The organism is Parabacteroides sp. An277, assembly GCF_002159645.1.
Lineage (GTDB): Bacteria > Bacteroidota > Bacteroidia > Bacteroidales > Tannerellaceae > Parabacteroides.
In genome coordinates this window covers 49,601-63,214 of sequence record NZ_NFJB01000007.1, presented here as the reverse complement: position 1 = coordinate 63,214, position 13,614 = coordinate 49,601, and the positions used below count along the sequence as shown (strand labels likewise).

9 protein-coding genes and 1 tRNA gene are annotated in these 13,614 nt (G+C 49.3%); 9 read left to right on the top strand and 1 reads right to left on the bottom strand.

Going from position 1 to position 13,614, the window contains the following annotated elements; translation table 11 throughout:
• The first annotated feature begins 25 nt into the window (after nt 1-25).
• Nucleotides 26-2,569: an adenosylcobalamin-dependent ribonucleoside-diphosphate reductase gene (locus tag B5F77_RS04275; RefSeq protein ID WP_087328144.1), complete on the top strand. Its 2,544-nt coding sequence runs from the start codon at nt 26-28 to the stop codon at nt 2,567-2,569.
• Nucleotides 2,570-2,687: 118 nt separating this feature from the next.
• On the opposite strand, the gene B5F77_RS04270 is transcribed toward B5F77_RS04275, so the two are convergent.
• Nucleotides 2,688-3,044, bottom strand: coding sequence for a polymer-forming cytoskeletal protein (locus tag B5F77_RS04270; protein WP_087328287.1), 357 nt, complete (start codon nt 3,042-3,044; stop codon nt 2,688-2,690).
• 99 nt (nt 3,045-3,143) lie between these two features.
• On the opposite strand from B5F77_RS04270, the gene folB reads away from it, so the two are divergent.
• The 8 genes from folB (at nt 3,144) to B5F77_RS04225 (ending at nt 13,558) form a co-directional block, all read left to right on the top strand.
• Nucleotides 3,144-3,497: a dihydroneopterin aldolase gene (gene folB / locus B5F77_RS04265; RefSeq protein WP_087328141.1), complete on the top strand. Its 354-nt coding sequence runs from the start codon at nt 3,144-3,146 to the stop codon at nt 3,495-3,497.
• A 344-nt stretch (nt 3,498-3,841) separates the two neighbouring features.
• Nucleotides 3,842-4,930 (top strand): GDP-mannose 4,6-dehydratase, encoded by a 1,089-nt coding sequence (gene gmd / locus B5F77_RS04255; RefSeq protein ID WP_087328285.1) that lies wholly within the window; start codon nt 3,842-3,844, stop codon nt 4,928-4,930.
• 4 nt (nt 4,931-4,934) lie between these two features.
• A complete protein-coding gene (locus B5F77_RS04250) occupies nt 4,935-6,026 on the top strand; it encodes a GDP-L-fucose synthase (RefSeq protein WP_087328136.1) in 1,092 nt (363 codons plus the stop codon).
• A 49-nt stretch (nt 6,027-6,075) separates the two neighbouring features.
• Nucleotides 6,076-6,149: transfer RNA gene (locus B5F77_RS04245), tRNA-Arg, on the top strand.
• Between the two features lie 104 nt (nt 6,150-6,253).
• Complete coding sequence (locus B5F77_RS04240; RefSeq protein ID WP_087328134.1) at nt 6,254-9,625, top strand: AAA domain-containing protein; 3,372 nt, start codon at nt 6,254-6,256, stop codon at nt 9,623-9,625.
• A 315-nt stretch (nt 9,626-9,940) separates the two neighbouring features.
• Nucleotides 9,941-10,816, top strand: a complete 876-nt coding sequence (locus B5F77_RS04235) for an electron transfer flavoprotein subunit beta/FixA family protein (RefSeq protein ID WP_087328130.1) — start codon at nt 9,941-9,943, stop codon at nt 10,814-10,816.
• Nucleotides 10,817-10,830: 14 nt separating this feature from the next.
• Nucleotides 10,831-11,850 carry an electron transfer flavoprotein subunit alpha/FixB family protein gene (locus tag B5F77_RS04230; RefSeq protein ID WP_087328127.1) on the top strand — a complete coding sequence of 340 codons (1,020 nt, stop codon included), beginning with the start codon at nt 10,831-10,833 and terminating at the stop codon, nt 11,848-11,850.
• A gap of 1 nt (nt 11,851) precedes the next feature.
• Nucleotides 11,852-13,558 (top strand): acyl-CoA dehydrogenase family protein, encoded by a 1,707-nt coding sequence (locus B5F77_RS04225; protein ID WP_087328124.1) that lies wholly within the window; start codon nt 11,852-11,854, stop codon nt 13,556-13,558.
• The last annotated feature ends 56 nt before the right edge of the window (nt 13,559-13,614 follow it).

Sequence of the window (13,614 nt, the reverse complement as noted above, 5' to 3'; positions counted from 1 at the left end):
AATTAAAAGGTAACATATATAGGCCGTGGAAAGCAAAATCTATACATTCGATGAAGCTTATAAAGCATCTTTTGATTATTTTACCGGTGACGAATTGGCGGCTAAGGTATGGGTGAACAAATATGCCTTGAAAGATGCTTATGGGAATATTTATGAGCAATCTCCTGCGGATATGCATCGTCGTTTAGCGCGAGAAATTGCTCGTATAGAACGTAATTATCCGAATCCGTTGACGGAACAGGAACTCTTTGATTTGTTTGACCATTTCCGTTATATTATTCCGCAAGGAAGTCCGATGACGGGGATTGGTAATGATTATCAGGTTGCTTCTTTGTCAAATTGTTTTGTAATCGGATTAGATGGCCCGGCTGATTCGTATGGTGCTATCATCCGCATTGATGAGGAGCAGGTGCAATTAATGAAGCGGCGCGGAGGTGTAGGGCACGATTTGTCGCATATTCGTCCGAAAGGTTCGCCGGTGAAGAACTCGGCGTTGACTTCTACCGGATTGGTGCCGTTTATGGAGCGTTATTCTAATTCCACACGTGAGGTGGCGCAAGATGGGCGGAGAGGAGCCTTGATGCTATCCGTTTCTATTAAACATCCGGATTCGGAATCGTTTATCGATGCTAAAATGGTGGAAGGGAAAGTAACAGGGGCAAATGTTTCTGTGAAGATTGATGATGAATTCATGCAGGCAGCGATAGAAGGACGGATGTATAGCCAACAATATCCGATAGATTCGTCGAATCCTTTATATACGAAAGAGATAAATGCGGCGGATTTGTGGCGGAAAATTATTCATAATGCGTGGAAATCGGCAGAACCAGGTGTGTTGTTTTGGGATACGATTTTACGCGAATCGGTGCCTGATTCGTATGCTGATTTAGGATTTCGTACGGTGTCAACAAATCCGTGTGGCGAGATTCCATTGTGCCCGTACGATAGTTGCCGTTTGTTAGCTATTAATTTATATTCTTATGTAATACATCCATTTACTTCGGAAGCTTATTTCGATTTCGAGTTGTTTAAGAAGCATGTCATGTTAGCGCAGCGCATCATGGATGATATTATTGATTTGGAATCGGAAAAGATTGATTTGATTTTAAAGAAAATTGAATCCGATCCGGAGTCTATGGAAATCAAACAGCCGGAACATTATTTGTGGGAGAAAATCCGTCGCAAAACGTTGATGGGACGTCGTACAGGAGTAGGAATTACGGCTGAAGGCGATATGTTGGCGGCTTTGAATTTGCGTTATGGTACAGAAGAGGCTACAGATTTTGCAGAGGAAGTGCAACGTGCGTTAGCTTTGGCTGCATATCGTTCGTCAGTCGAGATGGCAAAAGAACGCGGTGCTTTTCCTATTTATGATGCCAAAAGGGAAGAGAAAAATCCATTCATCAATCGTTTAAGAGAGGCTGACCCGGACTTGTATGCAGATATGGTACAGCATGGGCGGCGTAATATTGCGTGCTTGACGATTGCCCCGACTGGAACTACCAGCTTGATGACGCAGACGACTTCCGGTATCGAACCGGTCTTTTTGCCTGTTTATAAACGTCGTCGCAAGGTGAATCCGAATGATGCCGATACACGGGTGGACTTCGTGGATGAAACGGGTGATGCCTTTGAAGAATATATTGTATTTCATCATAAGTTTGTGACTTGGATGCAAGCACAAGGCTATTCGTTGACGAGAAAATATACGCAAGAAGAGGTAGATAACTTAGTCGCTAAGTCTCCTTATTATAAAGCTACTTCTAACGATGTGGATTGGTTACAAAAAGTACGTATGCAAGGACGTATTCAAAAGTGGGTGGATCATTCCATTAGCGTAACTATCAACTTGCCGAGCGACGTAAGCGAAGAATTGGTGAATGACTTGTACATCGAAGCTTGGAAGAGCGGATGTAAAGGTTGTACGGTTTATCGCGATGGTTCGCGTTCGGGCGTCTTATTGGCTGCCGAGAAGGGAAAGAAAAAGAATGACGATTGCAATTGCATGCAGCCGCCGGTTATTGTATCGACTCGTCCACGTGAATTGGAGGCGGATGTGGTCCGTTTCCAAAACAATAAGGAGAAATGGATTGCCTTTGTAGGGTTGTTGAATGGTCGTCCTTATGAAATCTTTACCGGTTTGGCCGACGATGAAGAGGGTATCATGCTTCCGAAGAATATCACCAAGGGGTCTATCATTAAAAGTTACGACGAAGATGGCAAGAAGCACTATGATTTCCAATTCAAGAATAAGCGGGGCTATAAGATGACCATTGAGGGTTTGGATGGTAAGTTCAACCCGGAATATTGGAATTATGCGAAACTTATTTCGGGCGTTTTGCGCTATGGTATGCCCATCGACCAAGTCATTAAGCTTGTGCAAGGCATGGATTTGAATAACGAGTCCATTAATACGTGGAAGAACGGTGTGGAGCGTGCTTTGAAGAAATATTTGCCGAATGGGACAGAAGCTAAAGGACAAAAATGTCCGAATTGCGGACAAGAAACGCTCATTTATCAAGAAGGTTGCTTGATTTGCACCAATTGCGGGGCTTCGAGATGCGGATAAGTCGATAAATGATAGGAAAGATAAAGGCTCACAAGGGGATGAGTTCCCGCTTGTGGGCTTTTTTATTATCCACAAGTGTTGTTTTTTAGTCGATAGTATGGTGTCATTCCGGCCTGTCTTACTCTCCTTCTCCCTTCATCCGGCATGTCCCGTCGAATTGCGCACCGGCTTCTATTTCGAGGGTTTGCGTGCGGATGTCGCCTTGGATGCGTGCGGTGGCTTTCAGCGTCAGGTGGTTGTCGGTTTGGATGGTTCCTATGATTTCGCCATGTATTTCGGCATTTTGGCAACGGATATTACCTGTCACCGAACCTTTTTGCCCGACTACGATTTTTCCGCTGCAGGCGATGTCGCCCTCTACGCGTCCGTCCAGCCGGAAGTCCGCCTCGCTCGTGATGTTTCCTTTTACAAAACTCCCGGCAGCCATGGCGTTGTGGAGGCCACTGCTCGTTTGTTCTTCTTTTGTTTTGCCCATAATCATGATGTGGATAATTTCGTTTTTGCAAAGATAAGATTAAATTTTGGCTTGATAATTTGATTGTATTATTTTTACGCAGTTAAAATAGGTTGTGAAATGAATGCTGTGATTGAATTGAAGTCCATGAAGTTTTATGCATTTCATGGCGTGGCGCCGCAGGAGCGGGCTGTAGGGAACCGGTTTGTGGTGGATGTCTGGTTGAAGGCAGACATTGGTCGGGCGGCGGAAACCGATTGCCTGGACGATACGATTGATTACGCCGCCGTGTATGCCGTGGTGAAGGAGGAGATGGCGCAGCCCTCGCAATTGCTCGAGGCCGTGGCGGGGCGCATCCTACGGGCATTGCGCGGCCGCTTTCCCCGCATTTTGCAAGCCAAGGTGAGTGTCGCGAAACGGAATCCGCCCTTTGGGGGAGACGTGGAAAGTGCGGTGGTCACGTTGGAAGGGTGAAAAGGAAGCAGCGGAAAATCCCGCCGCCTTGCTGCAGCTTGCAGGAGGCTTGCGGAAAATCCCGCCGCCTTGCTGCAGTTTGCGGGAGGCTTGCGGAAAATCCCGCTGCCTTGCTGCAGTTTGCAGGAGGCTTGCGGAAAATCCCGCTGCCTTGCTGCAGCTTGTGGGAGGCTTGCGGAGATTTCCGCCGCCTTGCTGCAACTTGCGGGAGGTCTGTGGAGAATTCCTCCGAGCTGCCGACAACGTTGGGAGGTCTGCGGAGAATTCCGCCCCATTTTCCCATCGTGCAAAATTGCGGAAAAATGCGTACCTTAGTCGCCAAAACAGGAAAAAAGGAAGAAATTATGTCGAAAGTAGCGTTGATTACGGGGATAACGGGGCAAGACGGCTCTTTCCTCGCCGAATTTTTGATAGAAAAAGGATACGAAGTGCATGGGATTATGCGCCGCTCGTCGTCGTTCAATACGGGAAGAATCGAGCATCTGTACCTCGACGAATGGGTGCGCGATATGAAAAACAAGCGGCTCGTGAACCTGCATTGGGGCGACATGACGGACTCGAGTTCGCTCGTCCGCATCATTCATACGGTAAAACCGGACGAAATCTACAACCTGGCGGCGCAGAGCCACGTGAAGGTGAGCTTCGACGTGCCGGAATACACGGCCGAAGCGGATGCCATCGGGACGCTCCGCCTCCTCGAAGCGGTGCGCCTTTTGGGATACGAGCAGCGCACGAAGATTTACCAAGCCTCTACTTCAGAGCTGTTCGGACTCGTGCAAGAGGTGCCGCAGCGGGAAACGACGCCCTTCTACCCGCGTTCGCCTTACGGGGTAGCCAAGCAATACGGCTTCTGGATTACGAAAAACTACCGCGAGAGTTACGGCATGTTTGCGGTGAACGGCATCTTGTTCAACCACGAATCCGAACGGCGCGGCGAGACGTTCGTGACGCGGAAAATAACCTTGGCGGCGGCACGCATCCGGCAGGGGCACCAAGACAAACTTTACCTCGGAAACCTGAACGCGCTGCGCGATTGGGGATATGCAAAAGACTACGTGGAATGCATGTGGCTGATGCTGCAACACGAGACGCCGGAAGACTTTGTGATTGCGACCGGCGAATATCATTCCGTCCGCGATTTCTGCACGTTGGCATTTCATGAAGTCGGTATCGATTTGCGCTGGGAGGGCGAAGGCGTAGACGAAAAGGGCATCGACCAAGCGACAGGCCGCGTGCTGGTGGAAGTAGATCCGAAATATTTCCGTCCGGCCGAAGTGGAACAACTCCTCGGCGACCCTACGAAAGCCCGCACGCTCTTGGGATGGAATCCGCGCAAGACCTCGTTCGAAGAGTTGGTGCGTATCATGGTGCGCCACGATATGCGTTTCGTCCGGAAGCTCTATCTGAAAGACCACTTAAACGAGGAGGCATAAGCAAATGGAGAAACAAACGAAAATCTATGTAGCCGGGCATCGCGGATTGGTCGGCTCGGCCATCTGGAAAAATTTGCAGGAAAAGGGGTATACGAATTTAGTGGGAAGGACACATGCGGAGTTGGATTTGCTGGACAGCGTAGCGGTGCGTCGTTTCTTCGACGAGGAACGCCCCGAATGTGTCATCCTCGCAGCGGCCCACGTCGGTGGCATTATGGCAAACAATCGTTACCGCGCGGATTTCATTTATCAGAATCTGCAAATACAGCAGAACGTTATCGGCGAGAGCTTCCGACACGACGTGCGTAAACTGGTATTCTTGGGCAGCACCTGCATTTATCCGCGCGATGCCGAGCAGCCCATTCGTGAGGAGGCGCTACTGACTTCTCCGCTGGAATACACCAACGAACCGTACGCCATTGCCAAAATCGCGGGGCTGAAACTGTGCGAGAGTTTCAATCTGCAATATGGTACGAACTACATTGCCGTGATGCCCACGAATCTGTATGGCCCGAACGATAATTTCGACCTCCAGACGAGCCATGTGCTTCCCGCCATGCTCCGCAAGATTTATTTGGCAAAATGCCTCCGCGAGGGAGACGAGAAAGCCTTGCGGCGCGATTTGGAGATTCGTCCCGTGTCCGGCAGCGAAGATTCCATTCCGCAGAAACTGGCCCGATACGGCATTTATCCGGACCGAATCGAGCTCTGGGGAACCGGCAAACCGCTGCGTGAGTTCCTCTGGAGTGAAGAAATGGCCGATGCCACCGTCTACATCATGGAGCAGGTTGATTTCAAAGACACTTACGAAACCGGAGAGACGCAAATCCGCAATTGCCATATTAATATCGGAACAGGAAAAGAAATCAGCATCGCAGCGTTGGCGCGTCTCATCCAAAAGACGGTAGGTTACGAAGGAGAAATCCGCTTTGATGCCACTAAACCGGACGGGACGATGCGCAAACTGACCGACGTAACGAAGCTCCACCGCCTCGGATGGCATCATCAAATCGAAATAGAGGAGGGCGTAAAACGTTTATATCAATGGTATTTAGATAGCCAATGCCACAAGAGCGAACTAAAAACGCTCAAATAATTTTGTATATTCAAAATAAACGCCTACCTTTGCAGCACGAAAAAAGGATGGTCGAGTAGCTCAGCTGGATAGAGCAACAGCCTTCTAAGCTGTGGGTCTTGGGTTCGAATCCCAACTCGATCACTAAGAACGGAAGTCTATAATAGCTAAATAGAGCGATAGACTTCCGTTCTTTTCTTTTTAGAATCTTCCGATTTGTAGATTAAAAACTCTTTACCTTTGCGTGCATGAAACAAAGCGTGGCGAATTATTGGCAGGAAATCGCGGACGTGCATTTTGCCGGAGACGAAGATGTACGGGTGCGTTATGCGGAACTGTACCGGATATGGAATGAAATATTGAATGAACATACGCGAGAAGGCGGGATGAGCTTTGCCGGTCCGTTTGCACGGATGGATTTTATTTGCAAACGTTTGGAGGCGGACGCCGAGATGTATCGGAACATAAATCGGTTTCGTGCCCGTTGCCGGGAATTGGCGCGCTACGAAGACGCGTTTCTGAAGAAGGCGTATCGCTATGATTTGAAGGCATTTGTAGAATTTGTGGCATTCGTGTATGCGTGCGAGATTCCGGAAGAGTTGGCCGGCGAGTTGCCCGAAACGATGGAGACAAGCGAAGTACATGCCGCTTCGACGCCGAACTGCATCCGGATGATCGTCGACCGCTGGGACGACCGCCTCATCTATGGAAAGAGGGTAGGCGTGGAATCGGAAACGATAGCTGCCTGTTATGCTTTTACGAACTTTTCGGGTGCTTGGGATTATATCGGGAAGCTCCTCACGCCACATACGCAACTGAACCTGGTGCATCCACGCTTGGAGGAGGGTGTTTATTTCCCGGAGTTGATTATCGTCGAACCGGATTTCTTGCTGGATATTTCTTCCATTGCCGCCTGCTTCGAGACATACGGAGTGACGCCGTTGACCTATTTGGTGAATAAAATTAAGCCGGCAGCCAACTCGAAAGCCATCTTGCTGGGTAATTTTGCCAGCCAACTTTTGGACGAAGAAATCTATGGCGGAGCGACGCACGAGCCAGACTATAAAGCCAGCGTACAACGTTTCTTCCAACACAATCCGCTGGGATTGGTTACTTGTCCGGACATGGACCCGACCTTCCATACCGAAGCCCGGAAGCAACAACTGAACCTCCACCGCATGATACAGGAACAATTCTGTCGGATACCGGGCATCGACATGGAACAAATTGTCTTGGAACCTTCGTTCGTCTCCGAGATGTTAGGTATCCAAGGACGTATGGACCTCTTGCAATTGGACAAGCATGTGCTGATGGAGCAGAAATCGGGCAAACGAGAGTATCTGACCAACCGTCACGTCGAGAAACATTATGTCCAGATGCTGCTTTACCTTGCCCTGCTCCATTATAATTACGGACTGCGCAACGAGCAAATCCTTTGCTTCCTCCTTTATTCGAAATATGAAGACGGCTTGTTGAAAGAGGGAGCCGCGCCCAAGTTGCTTTTTGAAGCAATCCGGGTACGGAATGAGATTGTCCATCTGGAATTAGGCTATGGCGAAGGAGAAGCAGGAAAAAGATTCCACGCCTTGACGCCGGAGGCTTTGAACGTGAAAAACGTATCGGGCAAGTTGTGGGAAGAATACACTCGTCCGCAACTCCAGGCCCTGTTCCGTCCGTACCAAACGGCGTCGGAGATGGAGCGCGCCTACTTCGACCGCTTCTTTACTTTTGTCGAGAAGGAACATATCTTATCCAAATTGGGCAACGCGACGCAAGAAGCCAGCGGTTTTGCCTCGCTCTGGAATGCTTCGCTCGATGAGAAACGACAAGCAGGAAATATCTTCGACCGCCTGCAATTGAAACAATTGGAATCTGTTTCGGGTACTGGAATCGACCAAGTGACGCTCCTCGTCCCGGATGAAGAGGAGAACGACCTGCCTAACTTCCGTGTAGGGGATGTGGTGATGCTCTATGCCTACCCGGTTACAGAGGAACCGGATGTCCGTCATGCCCTGTTGCTTCGTTGTAGCCTCAGCGATTTGCGGGCCCACGAGGTGACGCTCTCGCTCCGGGCACCCCAAAAGAACCGGGCGGTGTTCGACGTGCCGAGTACGTATCGGTGGGCTATCGAGCATGATTTCGTGGAATCTTCCTATACCACATTATATAGAGGACTCTATGCCTTTCTCTCGGCCCATAAGGAACGGCGGATGTGTCTCTTGGGACAACGGGCACCGCGTGTAGACACGTCGCTCCGGCTAATGGGCGATTATAGTTTGGGCGGAGAGAGTCCGGAGTTCAACGAACTAGTGCTCCGGGCAAAACAGGCACAAGATTATTTCCTTTTGATTGGTCCGCCGGGAACAGGCAAGACCTCTTTTGGATTAATGAGCATCTTGCAGGAAGAGCTTCGAGATGAAACAGCGTCTGTCCTTTTGCTCTCGTATACGAATCGTGCCGTCGATGAAATCTGCAGTAAGCTCGTCCGGCATGGGTTGGATTTTATCCGCATCGGGACAGACGCTTCGTGCGATGCCGCTTATAAGCCTTATCTTCTCCGGAACCGCATGGAAGGTTATGCACGCCTTTCCGACATCCAAAACGCGCTCCGCGAGATGCGCATCCTGGTGGGGACGACGGCTGCCTTTAGTTCCCAAATGGCCCTTTTCAGTCTGAAATCCTTTTCTTTGGCAATTGTAGACGAGGCTTCCCAGATTTTGGAACCGCATTTGCTCGGCATTTTGAGCGCGAAGCATGGAGAGCAGAACGCCATCCGCCGCTTTGTCCTCATTGGCGACCATAAACAGCTTCCGGCGGTGGTGCAACAGAGCGAAAAAGAATCGGAAGTGACCGAGCCGTTGCTCCGTTCCATCGGCCTGGAGAATTGTCGCCAGTCGCTCTTCGAACGCCTCCTTCGCTTGCAACAGGGGAATGCCTCGCTTGTTTTTTGCATGGAAAAACAGGGACGTATGCACCCGGCTGTCAGCCTCTTTTCCAATCTTTTCTTTTATGGTTGCAAATTAAAGCCCGTCCCGATGGCGCATCAATTGCGGGAGCTGGATTTCCCACACCGGGGAACGTCGGAAATCGAGCAACTGGTGGCTACCCATCGTTTGGCCTTTTTCGCTTTACGGCATGAGCGTTGTGCCGAGCCCGCCAAAGTGAATGGGGCAGAGGCGCGTCTGGTCGCCCGGTTGGTACGGAGCGTCTGGTCGCTTTATGTGCAAAACGGAAAGCCTTTTTCGGCGACACAGACGGTTGGGGTAATCGTTCCGTACCGCAATCAAATCGCCGTGATTCGTTCGGAGATAGAGCGGTTTGGCATCGAAGCGTTGCGGGACGTGTCGATTGATACCGTCGAGCGATACCAGGGAAGCGAACGGGATGTGATTGTGTATGGATTCACCGTGAAGCGTGGCTACCAACTGGATTTCCTCGCCGGAAATGTGTTCGAAGAGGAGGGTACCCTAATCGACCGCAAGCTGAACGTGGCCCTGACCCGCGCCCGCGAGCAGCTTTTCCTCGTGGGCAATCCCGACCTCCTTTCACGCAATGAAACCTTCCGTCAGCTCATTGGCTTTGTCAAAGAGCAGGGTGGGTATTTCGATCTTCTCCCATAGATATTGTAAAAGAAGCAGGACTTTATCCCATTAGTGCCCGGGGGAAAACTTTTTTCCTTCGAGGAAATCTCTATCTTTAGGCTAAAGATATATATATGCAGCCTAAAGATACGTATCTGCAACTTAAAGATATGTATCTTTAGCCTAAAGATAGAGATTAGGTCGGATGTTTCGGGTTTTGTGTCGGGCGTTTCTAAGTTTTGGGAGGAGGAGAATGGTTTTTCTTTTGCGATTTTTTCGCCCTCTTTGCTGGTATATTTCCATTTAATAACTACTTTTGCAAGCGTAAGAAAATTAGAAATAAATCCGATAAAGATGAGTTTAAGAATTATTGTATTGGCGAAGCAGGTTCCGGATACGCGGAACGTGGGAAAAGACGCGATGAAGGAGGACGGGACGATTAACCGAGCCGCGCTTCCTGCCATCTTCAATCCGGAAGACCTGAATGCGTTGGAACAGGCTTTGCGCCTGAAAGATACCCATCCGGGATCGACAGTTACATTATTAACGATGGGACCGGGCCGCGCGGCCGAAATCATCCGCGAAGGGTTATATCGCGGGGCAGACGGCGGTTACCTCCTGACAGACCGCGCCTTTGCCGGCGCCGACACGCTGGCAACCTCGTATGCGTTGGCTACGGCTATCCGGAAAATCGGAGCGTATGATATCATCATCGGCGGACGTCAAGCTATCGATGGCGATACGGCGCAAGTGGGTCCGCAAGTGGCCGAGAAGTTGGGCCTGGCGCAAATCACATATGCCGAAGAAATCTTGCAAGTAGATGAAGCCCAGCAGAAAATCACAGTGAAGCGACATATCGAAGGCGGTGTGGAGACGGTGGAAGGACCGTTGCCTATCGTCATCACAGTGAATGGCTCGGCAGCTCCTTGCCGTCCGCGTAATGCAAAATGGGTGCAGAAATACAAACGCGCCCTGGGACAGCAGGAACGTCCGGCCGAACTGCCCTATGCCGAGCTATACGAGAAGCGCCCCTACCTGAATATCCAAGAATGGAGCGTGAAAGATGTGGATGGTGATGTGCAGCAATGCGGCCTCAGTGGTTCGCCTACGAAGGTGAAGGCCATCCAGAATATTGTGTTCCAAACCAAAGAAAGCAAAACACTGACGGGTTCGGACGCGGATGTAGAAAACTTGATTGTCGAACTATTGGCTAATCATACGATTGGATAAAACAAGGAGGAAACATGAACAACGTATTTGTATATTGCGAACTGGAAGGCACGACCGTAGCCGATGTAAGTTTGGAACTCCTGACGAAAGGACGGAAATTGGCAAACGAATTGGGATGCCAACTGGAAGCCATCGTGGCAGGGAGCGGATTGGAAGGCGTAGAAACACAGGTATTGCCGTACGGTGTGGATAAGGTGCACGTTTTTGATGCGCCGGGACTGTTCCCCTATACGACTTTACCCCATGCTTCGATATTGATTAACCTCTTCAAAGAGGAGAAGCCGCAGATTTGCCTGATGGGTGCCACGGTGATTGGGCGCGACTTGGGTCCGCGTGTATCTTCAGCTTTGACCAGTGGATTAACGGCTGATTGTACTTCGCTGGAAATCGGCTCGCATGAAGACAAGAAGGTCGGCAAGACCTACGAGAATCTGCTTTATCAAATCCGCCCTGCCTTCGGAGGAAATATTGTCGCTACGATTATCAACCCGGAACATCGCCCGCAGATGGCTACCGTGCGTGAAGGTGTCATGAAAAAAGAAATCCTTGATGCCAACTACCAAGGGGAAGTCGTTCGACATGATGTAGCCAAGTATGTTCCTGAAACGGATTATGTAGTAAAGGTAATCGACCGCCATGTAGAAAAGGCAAAACATAACTTGAAGGGCGCGCCTATCGTGATAGCCGGAGGTTACGGCATGGGCTCGAAAGAGGGTTTCGATATGCTCTTTGAATTAGCCAAGGAACTTCACGCTGAAGTAGGTGCCAGCCGTGCCGCCGTGGATGCCGGGTTCTGTGAACATGACCGCCAAATCGGACAAACAGGCGTGACGGTTCGTCCGAAACTTTATATCGCTTGCGGTATCTCCGGACAAATCCAACATATCGCCGGTATGCAAGACGCCGGTATTATAATTTCGGTAAATAACGACCCGAATGCTCCTATCAATACGATTGCCGATTATGTAATCAATGGGACGGTAGAGGAAGTGATTCCGAAGATGATTAAATATTATAAGAAGAATAGCAAATAAGATGAGTAATTACTATACAGACGTACCGGAACTCAAGTATCACTTGAATAACCCGATGATGGAACGTATCTGCGAACTGAAAGAGCGTGGGTACCGAGATAAAGAGGAGTTCGATTATGCGCCGCAAGATTATGCCGACGCCATGGACTCGTATGATAAAGTGTTGGAAATAACTGGAGAGATTACGGCCGATGTGATTGCGGCTAATGCGGAAAGCGTGGATGAAGAGGGTCCGCATTGCGCGAACGGACGAGTTGAGTATGCTTCCGGAACGAAGCAGAATCTCGATACGATGGTGAAGGCAGGATTGAATGGCATGACAATGCCGCGCCGTTTCGGAGGATTGAACTTTCCAATTACACCTTATACGATGTGTGCCGAAATCGTGGCTGCTGCAGATGCCGGGTTTGGTAATATTTGGTCTTTGCAAGATTGCATTGAGACGCTGTATGAATTTGGTAACGAGGACCAACATAGCCGTTTCATCCCGCGTATTTGTGCCGGAGAGACGATGTCAATGGACTTAACTGAGCCGGATGCTGGTTCAGACCTCCAGAGCGTTATGTTGAAGGCCACTTATGATGAAGCCAACAATTGCTGGCGTTTGAATGGCGTAAAGCGCTTCATTACGAATGGTGATGCCGATTTACATCTGGTGTTGGCTCGTTCGGAAGAGGGTACGCATGATGGTCGCGGTCTTTCGATGTTCATTTATGATAAACGTGACGGTGGTGTGAATGTCCGTCGCATCGAGAATAAATTGGGTATTCACGGTTCGCCTACCTGCGAGCTGGTTTATAAGAATGCCAAGGCTGAATTATGTGGCGAACGTAAGTTGGGATTGATTAAATATGTCATGGCATTGATGAATGGCGCTCGTTTGGGTATTGCTGCTCAGTCGGTTGGATTAAGTCAGGCTGCATACAATGAAGCCTTTGCATATGCCAAAGAACGTAAACAATTCGGTAAGGCGATTATCGAATTTCCAGCTGTATATGACATGTTGGCATCTATCAAGGCAAAGTTGGATGCTGGTCGTGCATTGCTTTATCAGACTGCTCGCTATGTGGATATTTATAAAGCGTTGGATGACATCGCACGTGAACGTAAACTGACACCTGAAGAGCGTAAGGAGCAAAAGATGTATGCTAAATTGGCAGATAGCTTCACCCCCTTGGCTAAAGGTATGAATTCGGAATATGCTAACCAGAATGCGTATGATTGCATTCAGGTACATGGCGGTTCGGGTTTCATGATGGAGTATGCTTGCCAGCGTATTTATCGGGATGCGCGTATTACCAGTATTTATGAGGGAACGACTCAGCTTCAGACGGTTGCGGCTATCCGTTATGTTACGAATGGTGCTTATGCATCTACGTTGCATGATTATGAATTGATTCCTTGCTCACCGGAAATGGGAGGTTTGATGGAGCGCGTGAAAGAGATGACACGTAAGTTTGAAGCTTGTACTAATGCAGTTAAAGCTGCTCAAAATCAAGAGCTACAAGACTTCGTAGCACGCCGTTTGATGGAGATGGCAGCCGTTAACATTATGTCTCATCTCCTGATTCAGGATGCGACAAGGGCACCGGAGTTATTCTCTAAGTCAGCTCATGTCTATGTGAACTATGCCGAAGCGGAAGTAGAGAAGCACTTCAACTTCATACGTAAGTTCCAAGCTGACGAATTGGCGGATTATCGAAAATAAGTCTGACTTTCGTCTGGGTTTGGCTTAGTTTTTGTAAGGACATAGGCAGAAATGAT

Excerpts from the sequence above, each read along its gene's own strand:
- B5F77_RS04270 (WP_087328287.1), bottom strand. The coding sequence starts at position 3,044 with ATGGGCAAAACAAAAGAAGAACAAACGAGCAGTGGCCTCCACAACGCC.
- folB (WP_087328141.1), top strand. The coding sequence starts at position 3,144 with ATGAATGCTGTGATTGAATTGAAGTCCATGAAGTTTTATGCATTTCAT.
- gmd (WP_087328285.1), top strand. The coding sequence starts at position 3,842 with ATGTCGAAAGTAGCGTTGATTACGGGGATAACGGGGCAAGACGGCTCT.
- B5F77_RS04250 (WP_087328136.1), top strand. The coding sequence starts at position 4,935 with ATGGAGAAACAAACGAAAATCTATGTAGCCGGGCATCGCGGATTGGTC.
- B5F77_RS04240 (WP_087328134.1), top strand. The coding sequence starts at position 6,254 with ATGAAACAAAGCGTGGCGAATTATTGGCAGGAAATCGCGGACGTGCAT.
- B5F77_RS04235 (WP_087328130.1), top strand. The coding sequence starts at position 9,941 with ATGAGTTTAAGAATTATTGTATTGGCGAAGCAGGTTCCGGATACGCGG.
- B5F77_RS04230 (WP_087328127.1), top strand. The coding sequence starts at position 10,831 with ATGAACAACGTATTTGTATATTGCGAACTGGAAGGCACGACCGTAGCC.
- B5F77_RS04225 (WP_087328124.1), top strand. The coding sequence starts at position 11,852 with ATGAGTAATTACTATACAGACGTACCGGAACTCAAGTATCACTTGAAT.